The organism is Dehalobacterium formicoaceticum (genome assembly GCF_002224645.1).
Classification (GTDB): domain Bacteria; phylum Bacillota; class Dehalobacteriia; order Dehalobacteriales; family Dehalobacteriaceae; genus Dehalobacterium; species Dehalobacterium formicoaceticum.
Genome location: NZ_CP022121.1, coordinates 588,461 through 605,483, shown reverse-complemented (window position 1 = coordinate 605,483; position 17,023 = coordinate 588,461). Strand labels below are relative to the sequence as shown.

Annotated in this window: 23 protein-coding genes; all 23 read right to left on the bottom strand. The window is 47.2% G+C overall.

Annotated features, from left to right (window positions below):
• Positions 1–10: 10 nt before the first annotated feature.
• The 23 genes from CEQ75_RS03030 to CEQ75_RS02935 all read right to left on the bottom strand — a co-directional run bounded on the left by CEQ75_RS03030 (position 11) and on the right by CEQ75_RS02935 (position 16,738).
• Positions 11–310, bottom strand: coding sequence for a hypothetical protein (locus tag CEQ75_RS03030; RefSeq protein WP_089609021.1), 300 nt, complete (start codon positions 308–310; stop codon positions 11–13).
• 11 nt (positions 311–321) lie between these two features.
• Positions 322–930, bottom strand: a complete 609-nt coding sequence (locus tag CEQ75_RS03025; RefSeq protein WP_089609020.1) for a hypothetical protein — start codon at positions 928–930, stop codon at positions 322–324.
• A gap of 70 nt (positions 931–1,000) precedes the next feature.
• Positions 1,001–1,090, bottom strand: coding sequence for an LPXTG cell wall anchor domain-containing protein (locus tag CEQ75_RS18245; RefSeq protein WP_156946500.1), 90 nt, complete (start codon positions 1,088–1,090; stop codon positions 1,001–1,003).
• 18 nt (positions 1,091–1,108) lie between these two features.
• A complete protein-coding gene (locus tag CEQ75_RS03020) occupies positions 1,109–1,537 on the bottom strand; it encodes a prepilin peptidase (protein ID WP_089609019.1) in 429 nt (142 codons plus the stop codon).
• Positions 1,538–1,539: 2 nt separating this feature from the next.
• Positions 1,540–4,632, bottom strand: a complete 3,093-nt coding sequence (locus CEQ75_RS03015; protein WP_089609018.1) for a DUF8195 domain-containing protein — start codon at positions 4,630–4,632, stop codon at positions 1,540–1,542.
• Positions 4,629–5,114 (bottom strand): TadE/TadG family type IV pilus assembly protein, encoded by a 486-nt coding sequence (locus tag CEQ75_RS03010; RefSeq protein WP_242965361.1) that lies wholly within the window; start codon positions 5,112–5,114, stop codon positions 4,629–4,631. The genes CEQ75_RS03015 and CEQ75_RS03010 overlap by 4 nt, the downstream gene beginning before the upstream one ends.
• Positions 5,115–5,139: 25 nt before the next feature.
• Complete coding sequence (locus tag CEQ75_RS03005; protein WP_089609017.1) at positions 5,140–5,625, bottom strand: DUF4320 family protein; 486 nt, start codon at positions 5,623–5,625, stop codon at positions 5,140–5,142.
• Positions 5,626–5,671: 46 nt separating this feature from the next.
• Positions 5,672–5,896, bottom strand: coding sequence for a hypothetical protein (locus tag CEQ75_RS03000; RefSeq protein WP_242965360.1), 225 nt, complete (start codon positions 5,894–5,896; stop codon positions 5,672–5,674).
• A 79-nt stretch (positions 5,897–5,975) separates the two neighbouring features.
• Complete coding sequence (locus CEQ75_RS02995; protein WP_045641618.1) at positions 5,976–6,185, bottom strand: hypothetical protein; 210 nt, start codon at positions 6,183–6,185, stop codon at positions 5,976–5,978.
• Between the two features lie 98 nt (positions 6,186–6,283).
• A complete protein-coding gene (locus CEQ75_RS02990; RefSeq protein ID WP_242965359.1) occupies positions 6,284–6,535 on the bottom strand; it encodes a hypothetical protein in 252 nt (83 codons plus the stop codon).
• A gap of 52 nt (positions 6,536–6,587) precedes the next feature.
• Positions 6,588–7,493 (bottom strand): hypothetical protein, encoded by a 906-nt coding sequence (locus CEQ75_RS18815; protein ID WP_242965358.1) that lies wholly within the window; start codon positions 7,491–7,493, stop codon positions 6,588–6,590.
• 11 nt (positions 7,494–7,504) lie between these two features.
• Positions 7,505–8,416 (bottom strand): hypothetical protein, encoded by a 912-nt coding sequence (locus CEQ75_RS02980; RefSeq protein WP_089609016.1) that lies wholly within the window; start codon positions 8,414–8,416, stop codon positions 7,505–7,507.
• 2 nt (positions 8,417–8,418) lie between these two features.
• A complete protein-coding gene (locus tag CEQ75_RS02975) occupies positions 8,419–9,822 on the bottom strand; it encodes an ATPase, T2SS/T4P/T4SS family (RefSeq protein ID WP_089609015.1) in 1,404 nt (467 codons plus the stop codon).
• Positions 9,819–10,556 (bottom strand): CpaE/TadZ family protein, encoded by a 738-nt coding sequence (locus CEQ75_RS02970; RefSeq protein ID WP_089609014.1) that lies wholly within the window; start codon positions 10,554–10,556, stop codon positions 9,819–9,821. Before CEQ75_RS02970 ends, CEQ75_RS02975 begins: the two co-directional genes overlap by 4 nt.
• Positions 10,546–11,256 carry a Flp pilus assembly protein CpaB gene (gene cpaB / locus CEQ75_RS02965; protein WP_089609013.1) on the bottom strand — a complete coding sequence of 237 codons (711 nt, stop codon included), beginning with the start codon at positions 11,254–11,256 and terminating at the stop codon, positions 10,546–10,548. The genes CEQ75_RS02970 and cpaB overlap by 11 nt, the downstream gene beginning before the upstream one ends.
• Positions 11,257–11,322: 66 nt before the next feature.
• Positions 11,323–11,481: a hypothetical protein gene (locus CEQ75_RS18580; protein WP_198306617.1), complete on the bottom strand. Its 159-nt coding sequence runs from the start codon at positions 11,479–11,481 to the stop codon at positions 11,323–11,325.
• A gap of 174 nt (positions 11,482–11,655) precedes the next feature.
• The gene (locus CEQ75_RS18575; RefSeq protein WP_198306616.1) at positions 11,656–11,832 is read right to left on the bottom strand and encodes a hypothetical protein; all 177 of its coding nucleotides are present in this window, start codon (positions 11,830–11,832) and stop codon (positions 11,656–11,658) included.
• Positions 11,833–11,916: 84 nt separating this feature from the next.
• Positions 11,917–12,858: a ParB/RepB/Spo0J family partition protein gene (locus tag CEQ75_RS02960; RefSeq protein ID WP_089609012.1), complete on the bottom strand. Its 942-nt coding sequence runs from the start codon at positions 12,856–12,858 to the stop codon at positions 11,917–11,919.
• Entirely contained in the window at positions 12,809–13,633 is an 825-nt protein-coding gene (locus CEQ75_RS02955) for a ParA family protein (protein ID WP_028308868.1), read from the bottom strand. Before CEQ75_RS02955 ends, CEQ75_RS02960 begins: the two co-directional genes overlap by 50 nt.
• Before the next feature lie 64 nt (positions 13,634–13,697).
• Positions 13,698–14,246, bottom strand: coding sequence for a hypothetical protein (locus CEQ75_RS02950; protein ID WP_089609011.1), 549 nt, complete (start codon positions 14,244–14,246; stop codon positions 13,698–13,700).
• Complete coding sequence (locus tag CEQ75_RS02945; protein ID WP_089609010.1) at positions 14,239–14,817, bottom strand: hypothetical protein; 579 nt, start codon at positions 14,815–14,817, stop codon at positions 14,239–14,241. The genes CEQ75_RS02950 and CEQ75_RS02945 overlap by 8 nt, the downstream gene beginning before the upstream one ends.
• Before the next feature lie 395 nt (positions 14,818–15,212).
• Positions 15,213–16,220 (bottom strand): tyrosine-type recombinase/integrase, encoded by a 1,008-nt coding sequence (locus CEQ75_RS02940; RefSeq protein WP_242965357.1) that lies wholly within the window; start codon positions 16,218–16,220, stop codon positions 15,213–15,215.
• Between the two features lie 287 nt (positions 16,221–16,507).
• Positions 16,508–16,738, bottom strand: a complete 231-nt coding sequence (locus CEQ75_RS02935) for a helix-turn-helix domain-containing protein (RefSeq protein WP_089609009.1) — start codon at positions 16,736–16,738, stop codon at positions 16,508–16,510.
• Positions 16,739–17,023 lie beyond the last annotated feature (285 nt).

Genomic DNA, 17,023 nt, shown 5'->3' with positions numbered 1-17,023 from the left:
TTATCCCTCCTTATCGTTCCGGCTCGTACCTTTTCTTTTGGGGCTGCTGTACCGGTTTTTCGGGTGTATCCTTTTCCTGCTGGAGACTTTTTAAATAATGGACTTCATCCAGCGCACGATTACATAAGTCTTCAAGGGCGGTTAGGCGGTCATTCATGTAATGGCCCCAGAAATATTCCTTTTCACCCTTTCTGCATTTCCACGTCACAAAGTTTGCGGGTGCTTCATCACGCTGACCGATTACAAATTCCGCATTTCCCACGGTCAGCCGGTCGGTGATGACATAACCTGCATTGATTTCCTTTTCCATGTTCAAACCTCCTAACGTTCCTGCTCATATTTTTTCTGCTTTACCTGCCTTTCGGTCTGTATCTGTTTGAGCCGTTCCTTTGCCCAATCGGGCATATGTTCTGGCTTGATGGTGCCCAAAATATCCTCCCGGTTCCAGCGCGATTCCTTTCCGGAGTATAGGTTGACGGTGTAGACTGCGCGGCCCCGGGAATTGGCATGAGAGCCAAAGCCGCCTGTGGCCAGCACGAGCTGTTTGTCGGCAGTACGGTATTCAGGACGCAGGCGCTCCGGACGGATGACCGCCACCTTGTTTTCAATACTCTCTCCGTAATCATTCGGGATACAATGCTCCAGCACGAAAGGCTGCAGGGGAACAGTGATTTTGTCCCGTTCCGCTTTGATCGCTTCAAGCTGCGCCTGTACGCGGTCGGTAAATTCTGTCATCATTTCCACGTAGTCCGCACTTGCTGAGGCATTAAAATAGTGATCGATGCCCAACGGGTTATCCCAGGTGCAATTGCATACCATGTACGGATAATCGGTTTTGGTATCATCCAGCGCAAAAAGGATTTCTTTATCTCCAACATGAATGGCGTGTTTTACCTCGTAGGTATCCACCATGCGTTTTTCTTCATACATCGATATTTCCACTCCAATCTATGAGGCAGACGAAAAGGGACGGTTTGCCGTCCCTTTTGCCATCCTGCCGTTATTTCTTTTTCCGCTTGATGTGCAAATACACCGCACCACCGACAATTACAAGACAGAGCACGATGGCCAGTATCGCTTTCAGTTCCACAAAATCACCTCCTACTACTTAACAGCAAATCAGTTCGTATATCAAAAGAGCCACGGCATACGTGAAGAAACCAATGCTCAGAAATACGGCCAACGGGACGCTTTTTTGCTTTGTCGCCTTTGCATAGATACAGGCGGGAAGCAAAGCAATAAAGAGAATGACCGCAAGAGAGTACAGGCCAAAGCAAAAGCCCATTGCCGCCGTGAGCTTAATGTCGCCGCCTCCAACACCTCCAAACTTGGCGGCAAGGAAAAACAGGCACAATCCCGGCAGCAAGAATCCCATAACCCTCTCAAACAAGGGAGGATAAGGCGTTTTTAGCAAGAAAGCGGATATCCCGCCGGTCAGAAGGATTGCAATCCATATCCAATCAGGGATAATCCGCTTTTTAAAGTCTGTTATCGCTGCCCAAAGAATTGGGACAGCGCAAAGCAGCACTGTATGCATAATTAATTCCCCGTGGTGACATCATCATCGTACATGCTGTCAACCACAAATATTTTTAGTTCTCCTCCGGTTATCCATTTGGACAGAGTCCCTCCGGGAGTATGCACGTCAGTAACCAAAAGCTGCACGATATAATCCGTGTTGTCCGGGAACCAGGTTGGAACATATTGCTTTTTGTACCGGAACGGTGAGCTGGGATTCTCCCGGAAAGTACAATGATTCGTACTGTCGGACATCAACGGTACGGATGTTTCATAGCGGTACTGCGGCAGATAGACTTCCGCCGTCTGGGCGGCGGTAATCAGCTCCGGATTATCGTAATTGGTGTTTACGGTGGCAGTAACGCTGATGGTAAAGCCGTAGCCCGACTTGAGATAGCCCTTTGCCCTGGTGTCATAGTCCAGCACAGCGGTGACTTTCAGTTCGGCATAAAACTGCCGCCATACAAATTGGCCGTTTTCATAGCGTTGCTCCCACCACGACACTTTTGGCTGGTCGCTTCTTTGCGGCGGTGTGGGGACGGTCCTGCTTTCTTCCTGCTCATCATAGGCTACATTATTGATGACGGCATTTTGGGTATAGGTGTTGTTGGCGGCAGTGGTTTCATTGTCTAATACTTTATCGGGGTTGATGGTGGCGATCAGAGTGATGTTTTTATCAGCTTGGACATTGGGGGTATTCCATTTGAGCGATACGATGTTCCAGGTGTCTTGCTCCATGACCACGGCATCAACACGCTTTTTGATCGAAAGCTCCGGGATTTCAAACAGGACGGAAACCTTTTGCCCCGGCGTAAAGTCCAGGCTTCCTTTGTTGGATACCTTGATGGTGCTGATGACCGTTTGGTTTTCCTTGTATTGATCGGGCGTTATCCGCTGTACATCCAGGTCATAGGGACGTTCTACCACCATGATTTCCGCTGCCGCTTGGTTGTTGCTGGTGTTGCTATCTCTGTAATCTGTAGGCGGTGATACCTGTGCCGCCAAATGAATGGTTGTGCCTTTTTCTCCCGCCGTGCTTTTGACTACGTAAGCTTTGGTTTCATAGGCTTTGAAATTTGCAGTGGATGGCACTGTCAAAACCGCCTTGCCGTCAATGGAAGCGTTCAAGCTCACTCCCGACAGCGCTTTGTCCGTGGAATTGGCAAAATACACAGTAAAGCTGTATTCCTCCTGCTCGTAAACCATGGGCGGGCAGGATAAGTTAGCCCATATGTCGCACAGCTTTTTCGAAGGTACATCCGGATTGTCTGGGTTATCGGGATTGTCCGGGTTATCCGGAGGGTTGTCGGGATTATCAGGCGGATTGTCAGGATTGCCGGAAGGCTTTTTCACTACCGTGATTTTTGAAACGGCGGTGTTGTTGGCCGGATTATCGTCCCGGAAGCCGTTCGGCGTTGTAATATTGGCCCACAGGTTATATATCTCGCCCACGTTTCCCGCCGTGCCTGTAATGGTGAAGGATTTTGTCTCTCTGGGATTGAAACTGTAAGTTTTCGGAATTTGTGCCAAAGCGGTATCGTTGTTTGTCCCCCGCAGCAGCACATTTTTCAGTTCCGTACCGGATTGGTTGGTAAAGCTCACGGTATAGCTGTAGTTCTCATGTTCGTATACGGTGGATGGCGCAAGAATGCTTGCCGACAAGTCGCAAAGCTTCGGTGAGTCAGGCGGCTGATCCGGGGGATTATTCGGGATATCCGGCTGATCGGGATTATTGCCAGGGTCAGGCGTTTTTTCAGGCTCCTCAATGATTTTTATGATTGCCGTGGCTGTGTTGTTGGCGAGATTGCCGTCGGTAAAGCCCTCCGGTACACCGATGTTCGCCCACAGGTTTATCACATCAGCAGAAGTGTCGGCCTTGCGTTTGATGGTGTAGGTTTTGCTCTCATTGGGTGAGAAGTCCTGCACGGCGGGAATCTCTTTGATCAGGTCATCGTCCACCGTGCCTTTGAGTGGTACATCATAAGCCGGACTATTTCCGCTGTTCATAAAAACTACGGTGAAGGAATAGCTGTCCCCCCGGTAAACCGTGGCAGGGGCGCGGATGGCAACCGACAGGTCGTTTCCGTCACAAGCCTTGAACTTGAAATAGAAGTCTGCGTCGGGAATTTTGTAATTAATTTTTTGCGTAATAGAGGTCTGTGTACTACTTTCTCCATCGGTATATTCGGCGCTCTCCGGCGTGTAGTCCCATTCAAGACCGCAATAGATAAAATTGCGGGACAGGAGGATGTCGTCCTTGGAAAAGGTGACGGAGGTAGTCTGATATGGGAAAAGAAGCTCCGGCACTCCCTTGTCCTGGGCTGAGAGCTTTCCATAAACCTCTTGTTTGCTTTCATCACACCAGGTTGCATCAATGTTGATTTTTACCGGAGCCTGATAGGTGATTTCCGTGTTTCGCATGGTTTCAAAGGCAATGAGGGCTTTCTCCGTCCAGCCATAGCTGGTAGTCAATGGTTCAAAATCCATGTTCGTATCATAGGTTCCATAGAGCTTGCCGGAAGAAAAACCGTAAATTTCCACGACCAGACTACCCTTTAGCGTGTAAGTACCTCCGTCATATTTATCAATCCAACCGGCAATCCGTTCCTGCTCGTGGTCGGCAACGGTATTGGCGTTCACAAGATCGATACGCTGTGGCTCTTGAAAGGATTTCAGCAGTGTTTTGCCCTCATAGATTTCCTTTACGTTCATGCCTATGGTGCGGTAGCGGGTGTCATAAATGGCTTTGACTTGAAATACCACATTGGCCGTGACGGTGAGGACGGCTCCCTGGTCCGTTTTGGCGGTGATGGTATAAGGACCGGAAGCCTCCTTGCTTTCGACGGTCAGAATATATTCCGGCGTTATCTCCCGGCTATGGCCGCCATACTCCAATTGAACCCTTGTGAGCGTACCGGTTTTTGCTGTGACGCTCACGGGAATTTGTGCCGGGAATTGCTCCACGGCAACCACGCCACTTTCGCTTTGCAGGCTGTCTATGGGAGAAGTGACATTGATTTCAATGTCGCTGTTCGATGCGGCAAACGCCTTGACGGAAAAGAGCAGACAGCATATAAATACAAGCGGCATGGCTAAAATATACTTTCGTTTCATTCGGAACCTCCTTTCTCGATTCTGTTGTTGACGCTGGAGATGGTAAAGGGAAGCCGAACCTCGCCGGTCAGGAAGCCGAAAATGCTGCGGGTTTTCAGTGTCCCTTTCAGCGTCAGCCGGGGTGGGTCATCGGTGGCCTCCAGACTTTCAATTTCAAGCTCATAAACCCATTGCCCATTGGCATATTTGTCCATTTCCGGGTTCAGTCCCATGCTTTCGTGCAAATATTCGTACAGCGTTTCCTCGGCAAGGGCGCTGTCCATCCGTGAATAGCCGTCTCTTCGGTATTCGTCGAGCATGGCGTATTCTACAGAGTCGTTTACCCCGCGCTGGAGCACGTATTCCACTTGCTGGTAAAGACTTTCCATGCGGAAGTATTCGATCAGGATAGCGGCAAGGGTGAGAATAAAAAAGACGAGGATAAGGATAAACACAAAAGCGTCGCCCTTCTGGTTGTTCATAATGCGTTTGAAATTGCCCACAGGTTTTCCCTCCTTTCCGGCATTTTCATTCCGATAGCTTCCAGTATTTTTCCGACATACCGGTGATGCTTACCTTCATGGGAATATTGATCTGAACAGGCGGCGTAAAGGACGGTTTGAATAGGGTAAAGGCATAGCTGTCTGTCATCGTCACAGTAAAGGTATCCCGCAGTTGGATTTTTTGGCTTCCGTCGCAATACTCCACATTCTCGATGGTCATTTCCGGCGAAAGGCCGGTCTGCTCCTTCAGCCGGTAAAAGACGTCGTAGGCGTTGTTCGATGCCTGTCCCTCCAGCTCAACCACCCGGACAACACGGCGGCACATATGGTTCAAGTTCAAATAGGCGGTAAAGATACTCAGAAAGGACATCACTGTGGCCATGAGCGTAATCACCACCAGCGTCTTGATAATCAGCTCGTAATAGGCGCTGCCCTTTCTACCCAAAAGCAGCTTTTTGAAAGGCTGAGGGGGAGAATTTCTCCCCCATATGCCCCGGTGCTTCCTGTTCATCTGCTTGCACCTCCCCTGTGAGTAAATATACCCGGCAATGCTGCCATCAGCTTAATAAGCCGGTGATCTTGGTGACGATGCTGTTCCAGATGGTGGTGATGGAGCCTTGATACAATGTCATGAACACTGCGCCTACTACCACGACAATCAAGACGACGATAAGCCAGCCGGTCATCTGGTCGCCGGATTTGTTTGCCAATACGTTCATGGTTTTTAGTCCTGCCATGCGAATTCTGTTTTTTAAAGTTGCCATCATAATAAATACCTCCATATCGTTTTTTTATCTTGCTTTCATGGGAAAGGGGAGCGATGCTCCCCCCGGTGTTTTTGCCTTTCGGTTTTAAATACTGTTAACTCAAAAGGCCGGTAATTTTAGTGACGATATTGTTCCAGATAGTGGTGATTGAATCCTGATACAGCGTCATAAATACTGCACCCACAACTACCACGATCAGGACAACAATGAGCCAGCCGGTCATTTGGTCGCCGGACTTGCTTGCAAGAATCTTTCTTGTTTTTAGTCCCATCCTCTGAATTTTGTTTTTTAAAGTAGTCATCATAACAAATACCTCCAGATCATTTTTTTGATTTTGGATTAAAAGAAAAAGGGGAGAACGATTCTCCCCCGGTTGCCGTACCCTTTCGGCTGCAAGTATTGTTAGCTCAAAAGGCTGGTGATTTTGGTAACGATGCTGTTCCAAATGTCGGTGATTGAACCCTGGTACAGTGTCATGAACACAGCACCCACTACTACGACAACCAGCACAACAATGAGCCAGCCGGTCATCTGGTCGCCGGACTTACTTTTAAGAAGTCCTCTGGCACTTGAAAGAGTGCTGGCGATTCTTTTCTTCATGGAATTTTCCCTCCTTTCTCCGGTGATTTGGATTGCGTTTGTTTTGTTTTCCATGTGTAATACCTCCTGAAAATGTATTTTGAAAAAGGGTTGCCCCGTTTTCACATTAAAAAAGGCCCCCCATTGACCTGATTAGGTGGGAGCCGATAACGTAGAGCAAGGTGGCCAGGGTTACAGCCACCAATGGGATGGACGCTATTTTGATTTTGCCGGGCAGCTTATTCAGCTTTTTCTTTAAGGCTTCCTTAGCTTTGACGTCCATATCTCGGGCAAGATAGGCCAGCGCTTCGCCCTGATGCTCGCCTCGGTACAGTCCGATAAGGGCATTGACCAAAAAGGACACGTCCGTAAGGCCGATGCGTTCATTGAAATTCCGAAGGGCTGTTTCAATATTCTTGGCCTTCATCTCCATGACCAAAACCGAAACATCGTAGCGGAACACATCGCTTGCAACCATTAGGTAATCCTCGAATATCTGGATCAAATCCACCTGCACGACTGTTTTTTGGCTGCCTTCCCGGATATCGTCCAGCTTATACAGGATGGAACGGACAAAGCTTGGAAGTTCCGCTTCGATAAGTGCCTTTTTTGTTTTTAGTTTATCTTTAAAGTCCGTCGTAAAATGGAAATAGACCACAATGGAAAAAATGAGAACGACGGGCGCGATGCTTTTTGCCCCGACTGCCAAAAGCGGAACCAGGAGCAGAAGGGTGAAGGAAGCGCAGATAAGTGCCCTGGCTCGATATTCCCTTGGTGTGAGGTCAATCCCTCCGCGTCTTAGCGTGGACGCCAGCTTCGCTTCCTTTGCCGGATCAAGCCTGATCCATCGGGATACCGGCTTGACAAGGGGCATGACAAAGCGGTTTAACAGCTTTTGGCCCGTTTTCTCCTTTTTGGTTTGCAGATTTTTGATATTTTTCTTCATGCTCAGCTTCGGAATTTTAAGCAGTTGCCGGCAAATTAAAAATCCTGCTGCAGTCAGCAGGACAAAGACGATGAGCTGATAAAACAACTTGGAACCTCCTATCTGTTAACAGGCTTAGTAATCTTCATCACATAAAATGCCGTCGCCAGGGCGGTCAGCAGCATAATAACAATCAGCAGCTTGCCGATGGTGGTTTGGGTCAGGATGGAAAACCATTCGGCGTTGGAAAAGCGCATCATGGGGATGACACTGAACATTAATCCAGCCGTCATCAGGTAATCCCGCCAGACTCTAACCATCATGCCATCGCTTTCGATCTGCATGGACTTTGCGTCGTTCATGGCTTTGATGATGGGAAACAAAGCAAATTTCAACCGCCGGTCGTGATAGCAGAGGATGAGCATTTTTGTCCACTCGGCAAAATACCGGTTTTTGATCTTTGCCGCTAAACGGTACAATCCGTGTTCTACATTCGGATTGATGAGCTTGATTTCCGATACAAATTCGTCAAAGGCCGTCGGACTTCTCAGGTGAGCCGGGATGTACCGGTTTTTTTCTTCCACATAAGTTTCCACGGCTTTGATGATGTCGTCACACCCTGCATAGGCATTGGTGATGATAGACATGGTGTTTTCCAGACCCTCGATTTCCTCCCGCGCGGCTGTGGCGCTTTTTACGGTCAGGTAGAAGAAGGGGGCAGGGGTCAGGCATACCGACATTACTGCCGCCAGCTCGACACTGTTAAACAGCATAAGCCCGGCCAAAAATCCGCCTGCTACTGACGCGCCTGTCATAACTAAATATTTCTTTTGAGTACATCCAGTTTGCCTGAACAGGGTTTGAAACCGGATGGCAATCCGCTCGGTGATTTTCAGCTTTGCCCCCGCCAGGTATAGACGTCGTTTTTTCAGCGGGCTCTGCTCTGCTGTAAAGGGGTTCAGTCTCAACAGGAGGAAAAGCGACACGCTGATGAGAGCAAATACCAAGATAAGGGATATTTGAATGCCCATTGCTAACCTCCTTCCGGTCTGTACCCGTTGCCTGCAAAACGGCGGATATCTGTTAGTTCAACGCCATTAACCAGCAGTCGCTCGGCAAGAGCAGGAGAGATGTTCTCCATACGCCGGTGGCTTCCCACGACCTTTGTAATCCATCCGGCTTCATCCTTTTCATAGTGGTCTACCGCAAATTTGAAAAGGGTGCTGCCGGTGACCTCGCCGTCCTTTACCCCCGTGGCTTCAAAGATTTCCATGTATTTACGGGATTTGTCGGGGAGCTGCATTTTGAAAAGCATGATGGGAAAGGCTTCCACGATGTTTTTCAAGAGTCTTTCCTCCGACAGGGAGGTCCCGGCCTCCAGGCACATGGTAAGAATTCTGTCATAAGCGGCTCTGGCGCTGTTGGCGTGCAGCGTGCTGACGATGGTGTGTCCCGTCCGTCCGGCCTCCTGCACCGTCAAGGCTTCTTTTCCTCTCATTTCGGCGGGAACAAGAACGGTGGGATGAAGCCGCAGGGAGAGCTTCAACAAATCCAGCATGGTAATGGGGTTGGGTTCTTCCTTTGTGAGAAGATGAATTACGTCGTTTACCATCACATTGTTATCATCATACTGCGCCAGGGTCAATTCACGGGTATCTTCAATTGTAATTATCCTTTTGTCCTTTGAGATGCAGCTCAAAATATATCCCATGTCGGAGGTTTTCCCGCTGCCGGTGGCTCCGGCAATGGCCACCGATATGCCGTTATTGACGCAGAGCGTAAGCAGGTCTAATTCCTCCGGCGTGGCTGTTCCCCAGCCGATGAGGTTTTCCCTTGTGATGTAGGACGGCTTTTGCTTTCTGACCGAAGCGATGGCTCCGGCATCGGGATCGACACAGGGCTCAATGGCTCCCGACATGCGGATGCCCCGCGCGATAAAGCTGTCTCCGATGGGCTTGCTGCCGTCCAATATAACATTCCCGAACCGGCTCATTTTTTTGGCGATGTTGGCGCAAGCCTCCGGGCTACCAAAGGTGTTTGACAGCCGCACCTTTTTGTCCTTGTACAGCACCCAGATGCCGTTATAGCCGTTAACGTTGACTTCCTCCACGTCACTGTCCTGGAGGTAGGGGGATAAAAGCCCCAAGCCGGCCATATCATCGTAGATCATATCCACCAACTCGGAAATGTTCTGAATGCCCTTTGCCACCATATGCTCACTGTTCAGGTAGCGCATGATCAGGTCCTTGAGCTTGCCCTCGGCTTCTTCCGAATACAGCACCTGTGCCAGTTCTGCGGAATGGTTCTTGGCTATGATCCGTTGCAGCTTATCCAGAATTTCGCCGTAGTCCTGGGCTTCCAAATTGCTTTCTCCGCTGTCGGAGCGCCGCTTGTTGGCCCGGTAAATCAGGTCGTTGACGGAAAATCTGCTGTTCACGATGCTTCACCCCCGCAGATTCCCTTTGCTATTTGCTCCAGTACCTTGCCGTAGCGCTTGCATGTTCTGTCTTGAAAGAAATAGATAGGCGTCCCGGCGTTTTCCAGTTCACCTGCCCGTTTTATATAGGGCAGCTCATAGGCAAAAGGAAGTTCCGTCATGCTTCGATAGGTCTTGTCATCAAACTCGCCGTTAGGAAGCTGTAGGATATGGGTCTGCTTGTCGGCAATATGCAGCTCCTGTACAAAATCCGAAACGCCTTCATGCCACATTTGCGCCGCCATGGATGGCTTATGCAGGGTATATATCCTTTCGGCCAGCCACAGTCCCACGCCGGATAACGGATTGGTCACCTCTGCGGCTCCATCCACGATGAGAATGTCAAAAACCAGGGATGCGGCATTCATCATCCGTTCCGCTTCCCGGAGAGTAACGGCATCGCAGAGAAGCCCGGTATAGTGGGTGGGTGCGGACAGGAAAAACAAATTTTTGCTTTCCCCGTATTCCGTAAATTTCTCTCCGATGTTGGGATTATCCTCATTCAAAGCCTGAAACAGTCCCTTTTGGGGGGGAATGATCTGACCGAAAAAGATTTGAAGATCTCCGCAGGTCAAATTGGAGGATACAAGGCCCACCAGACGGTCACGGGTCGAAAGGGCGCAGGCCAGATTCACTGCAAAGGTGGTTTTCCCGCTATTGCTTCCTCCCCAAACGGCAATGATTTTACCGCTCATGGCTTGCACCCCTTTTCTCAAAGATTAGATGCAATTTTCCCGTATATTCGGCTTCGATGAGCTTTGTGGCCTGGGCTTCGGTGGCAACTAGGGTTACGGCTTTAGGTACGGGGTCACCGGAGGATGACTGACCTTCCGCTTGTTGCTCCCGGACTTGAGTAGTGCTTTGTGTACGGGCATTTTCCACACTGTAAACCTCCAGTCCTTTCAGTTCAGGATATAGGATTACCTGTGGAGAGGCGCTTTGACCGTCGGATGCCTTAGTTATAAACACGGCCACCGTCACGATATCACCGCTTTGCAGATGGGAGGAAAGCCCTGCGGCGATGCTTGGTACGCTGATGGTGATAAGGCGCTGATTGTTTTTGGCTATATGGTCCAGCTTTTCATCGGCAAGATATTCGCCGAGCTTTTTTGGGGAAAAATAGTCCCCCTTGAAAATGTCGGTCTGTGCGATTTTACCGACAATTTGGGACTTGTCATTGATTACGTCCTCCGGCAAGCCTAGTTTTCCAACCTCTGCCTGGACAAGGTGTTTATCCTCTATCCTGGTGCCTGCTGGGATGTCCTCTGCTGCCCGCAGTACCATTACGGTTGCGTCCTTATTCTCGTAAAACCTTGGCAGAAGCACAAAGGAAACGGCTGCTGCCACAATGATGCAGAGGGCACTTAGAAATATCCGGTTTTTCAATATCTTCAAACTCTTTTTGCCTCCTTCCGTTGTGATGAATTAAAAAAGCTCCCTGTGTTTTCACAGAAAGCGCGATTACGGGCCGAAAAAGAAAGGCGGGTGGTTTTTCTGCTTTTCGTCCTTTCTCCTTACAGCAGACTCATTACTTTCCTCCCATACTGCTTTGCGGGTGATGTGGATTCGCCGAATCAAGGTACGGAAGGTTTTGGGTTTCTTTTGTGTTGTCTGTTTCATAAAGGGCTCCTTCCATATAGAATTTCATGGTATTACCAGCCGAAAGGCGGAAATATTTCTTTTTCGGCTGGTAAATTTTTAGGGGAGGGGTGTGGGGAGGGGGAAGGCGCAAGGCCGCTATGCGACGCCTGCAAGCAAAAGGACAGACTACCCCCTTGGTGTAAAATCACCTCGTTAATCTTCAGGTATGACACATTTTTCTTTGCTGCATTTCCCACTATGCTTGTCAAAGTATCGGCATTGCTTACAATCCTCATCCCTCACTGGTTTTGCAGAAAGCTCATGGTCATGCTTCGGTTTTTCCTGCATTATGCGCTCGTATGCGCGCAGCCGCCCTTCTGTAAAGTACATGGAAGCACCTCCTTTCAAAAAGGGCATAAAAAAACGTCCTCATTCATGAGAACGAATTGGCATGTGTCACGATCATATTGTGTTTTATCGTTCCTGCTCCCGCTGCCGCTTCTTATACCAGCTTTCCAGCAGCTGGACAATCAAGTCCTCCTTTTGCTTCTCGGTAAAGTTCTTAGGGAAAAAGCGGTCGATGCGTTCACGCTGGATATTGAGTTTTTCTTTTTGATTAGGCTTTTCCTCGGTAAGAATGGAAAAGATGACATCTACACTTAGCCTGCCGTCCTGACTGAGCTTTTTCATCCTTTGCGCCTGTGCCAAAGATGGGGTACAGTCCTCCGACTGCATGGTGTTATATAGTTCCTGCTGTTCCTTTTCGGCTAAGTAGGAAAGCTCCACAGCCGGATTAAAAGCAATCTGCTTTTCGTCCACCATTTCAAGAAGTGGCGGTGTAAGTTCAGTGAGGCGTATATAGCGGGAAATTTGATTACGACTTTCGCCTACTTGTTCTGCAAGAATTTCTCTGGATTCTTTGCCAAAAGAATTACTTCCAACTTGGGCGGAATTTTTACTTGGCCTGCCTGCTTGTCGCTTCATGGCCTCCAGTTTCATCTTATATGCAAAGGCTTTTTCGCTCGCCAGTATGCTTTCCCGTTGTAGATTGCTGTCAACCATGATAATTGTGGCGGCATCGTCGTCTAATTCACGGACAATACAGGGCATTGTTTCCTTGCCTGCAAGCTCACTTGCTTTTTTGCGCCGATGTCCGGCAACCATTTCATAGCCGCCATCCGGTTTCGGTCGCACAAGGCCGGGGACTAAAACACCGTACTGTTTTACGCTATCGGCCATTTCCAGCATGGCTTCATCCGCTTTCACTTTAAAAGGGTGGTTGGGAAAATCGCTGATTTCCGAAAGAGGAATTTCCAGCACCTTTTCTCGTTGGCTATCTGCGCGGCTCTCCTCTGTGGAAAAAAGTTCATCTACTGAGGTCAGCTTGATGCTGTTTCGCACGTCGTTTTTCGCCAATGTCCTGCACCTCCTTTGTAAAGGCTTGATAGGCTTTGGCAGCTATTCCGTGCGGGTCAAACGCATAAATGCTTTTTCCCTGCGCGCTTGTTTCAGCCGCCCGGATGGACAGGGGGATTTCCGTTTGAAATACTCGCAGCTTGTCGCCGTAGTCCCGCCGCAGGATAAAGGAAATATCCTTTGCAAAGTTGGTGCGGTTATCCACCATTGTTAGTAGCACACCATCAATGGTAAGCCTGGGATTGATTTGCCTTCTCACACGGGCAATGGTTTGCAAAAGCTGTGTCATTCCTTTAGCGGGCAGATAATGAGCCTGAACTGGAATAATTACGCTGTCCGCAGCAGCAAGGGCATTGATGGTCATCATACCAAGTGAGGGCATACAGTCGATCAACACATAATCATATTTGTCTTTAACCGTGTTGATATATGTGCGCAGTACCGTTTCCCGGCTCATAGTGTTGACCAGTGATACCTCAATAGCAGACAGTTCAATGTTGCCAGGCATCAGGTCAACACCTTCCGCATGGTGAAGGATACCTTCGTCCGGCTTACTGAACTTTTCATCAATTATTTTGTTCAGTACGATAGCCAGTGAAACAGGTAGATTATCCGGCTCCTGATAACCCAATGAATCCGTCAGATTCCCCTGTGCGTCCGCGTCTACAAGTAGAACTTTTTTACCCAGGGCCGCAAGACCGATCCCAAGATTGACCGTCGTCGTGGTTTTCCCTGTACCGCCTTTCTGATTGGCGAGGGCGATTACTTTAGACATTTTTAATTTCCTCCTTTCATATAAAAAAGCCACTTGCTCTATAACAGAACAAATGGCTCAATCTTCATTGTTGCAACTCCCGATTGAATAAATAGGCAATAACACTCTTCTTTTGTAGAAGGTAAGCATTATGATGCCTGATATATCTTACCTTTTCGGATTTGCACCATGATACTAGTGTACTTTTTGAATGTCCGGTGACTTGTTGTATTTGCAAACTGGTCATCATATCCGGATAATCTGCAAATTGCTGTTCAAGATATTTCTGATAATCCTTGACCTCTTTTATGCCTTTTAGCTTGTAAACATATTTATAGCTATCAGGGCGCGGTTTGGCCTTATATTGCCTAATTTCGCTCGGCAAAAAAGGATTGTTAAAATGATTCGGCAGATAATATTTTTCAGGATTTTTATCTCTGTCTTGTAGAAAGAAAATAATATCTTTTATTGCAATTTTGTACCTGCGTGTCTTTTTTCCAGAATCAATGCAGGGAATAACGCCATTCTCCAGATAATACAGCGCTGTTTTTTTGCTTATATGGCATATCCTATAAAACTGATCTTTCGTTACAAATTCGGGATACCTATTTATTAGAAAGCTATAGTCAGACATTAACAGCACCTCGCTTTGACATGAAAGTGCCAAAGAGCTGCTCATATTGTTTGGCTTGCTCTTCATGTACGGCTGATTTTCTTGTTGTGCTTCGATAATACAGGCCGGTCAAAAAATCAAGGAATGAATCTTTCGTTATAAGCGTTCCTTTACCTCGGTGGAATGATTGTAGCCGCTTGTTTTTATAGCTTAAAGGTTTCAATTCATTACGCAGTATCCAATTGTTTACTGCTGATTTTGAATATCCGGTAAAACGCATTATATCAGGAACCAATAGCAGTTGGGGAAAGTCATGCAATTGTTTTTGATAATAACGGCGCAAACCTTCAATATATTCATTTTCTATTTCGTCAAAGCACATCTTTTCATATTGATATAGCAGAATGTCTGTAATCTTTATCCGTTGCCTTCTTCCTTCTGATGTGCTTACATATTCAAAGGGAATCATGCCTTTTTTCTGAATTGAATAGGCTGTTGATTTGCAAATACCTAAGATGGCACACATTTCTTTCTGCGTGACATATTCAGGATAACGATCAATTTCCGAAGAACAATATTCATTAAAATTCATTTGCTTCACTCACTTTCTTAAATTTGTCAACGGCAAGTGGTGAAAGCATATCTTTGTATTAATAATGATAGAATTTTCGAGTTCTATCCGAGTTCTATCCAAAACGGGTTGGGATGCAATTTTTTCGTTGATTTTTTGGAGTGCTCAACATTCCTTGCAGACACGAAAAAAATCCCCGGAAACCCTGATTCTACAAGATTTTCGGGAGCTTTTATCTACATGGATTTACTGCTAATTTCCACTAAATTCTCATTTCATCGTTGCACTCGAAAAGTCGTGTTCCGAAAGGGACCTAGGGTTCGAATCCCTAACCCTCCGCCAAAAACCCGCGGTTTTCCTCAGTTTGAGGGAAGCCGCTTTTTTCTTTGCTTGCAGAGAAGACTTGTTTTTTGTCATTATTTTGGTTGGATAGAGCCATTATTCTGTTCAACCTCGTTCGATGTTTCAATGACGAAATTCAATCCATCGACCATAGCCTGAGCTGATGAGATTTTTGAGTTATAGTCCAGATGTGCATAGATATTGGCCGTTGTCGAGAAATCACTGTGTCCAAGCCAATCTTGTATCTGCTTCATCGGAACATTGTTTGCCAGCAGCAAGCTGGCACAGCTGTGTCTCAAATCATGGAAGCGAATTCTTCTTAAGCCATGATCTTCTAATAGCTTAGGAAAAGCTGTAGTGATATGCCCAGGACGAAGTCTAACCCCTAGCTCATTGACACAAATGTAATCCAGATAGTCTTTGCTATAGGATCTTCCGCATAGCTTTCTGTTAAACTCCTGTTTTTCCTTCATAGCTAACAGCTTTTCTTTGAAAGCTGGCACTAGAGGCAAAGTTCTCATACTGGATTTATTCTTTGTTGAATCTTTTGCTTGAATGATATGTTTGCCATCAAGATTAAAGGCTGTAACAGTGTGTTTAATTACTAATGAGTTATTTTCAAAGTCGATTGCGCTCCATTTTAGACCGACCACTTCGCTTCTTCTAAGTCCGTAAAAGGCACCAAGAAGAATTGGAATTTCCAGGTTAGTTCCTTTAGCCACATCAAATAATTGATTCATTTCTTTGGTGTCGTAGAAACTTCCTACAAACCGTTCCTGCCTAGGGCGTTCAATTTTGCTGGCTGGATTCGTTGGGATCAGGTCAATCTTAACAGCATACTTCAGGGCTTTGTGAATGATGGCGTGATAGTGAATCACGGTGCTAGCCTTCACTCGCTTTAGCTGCAAAGTATAGAAGTCCTGGATATCCTTAGGCTTCAAGTCAGTAAGCTTGATTTTCTTCTCTTTAAAATACGGTAATATGGCTGAATTTGACATACCTATATAACTTGAATAGGTGGTTAGTTGGATCGTGCTCTTGGCAATCTCCAGCCACTGCTTAAGGAAATCATGAAAAAGCATATCCTCCGTAGGAACAGGGATATCAGGAACAAAGTTTTTTTGGCTTCTTGGAGTAGATCTTGGGCTCGCTTCTTATTCCCTTTAACAGTTAAACCGGTCGTAATCCATTTGCTCTTGCGTTTTCCTTCATGGTCCTTGTAGGTAAGTACCATGTAGAAATAGCCTTTCTTTTCTTGCAGGTGTCCTGCTACCATTATAAAAACCTCCTTTGCTTGTAGCTCCGATTACCTGCCGTTGACACTTAGAACGTATCATAGGCAAGTTGCGTCGTGCAATGTTGTGGAGGTTCAAATGGACGGCTGTTCATTTCCGACTCTGAGATACGATATGATGTGTGCTTTTGGGATTCGATAGTTTCGCCCAATTTTGATAAAGGTCACGTCACCGTTTTTCAGGAGCTTATAACCCGTCTTGGTACTGACACCAAGGATTTCACACATTTGATCAATATTCATGACGTCGGGATAATCTTTGAGCATGAGGCTATAGGCGTCTTTACTGGATAAAGTTGTGTTCATGCAAAAACCTCCCTTCATTTAATAGAAAACAGCCGCACCTGAATCAATCGTTCCGCCATTAATATGCGGGATTACCAGGTGCGGCTGTTATATTTGATTCTGGTTCTTTGGATGGACCGGACAAGCATTGGCTTACACTCTCATAGGACTTTCACCTCCCTCCATTCTGATGGCGGGCCGTACTCATTGCCTGCGACGGTTTGATCACGCTCGGACTGTGACTATACGGAAGTATCATTATCTGATGCACAAGGTCATGGCCAGCCGATCTGCCAAGATCGACCT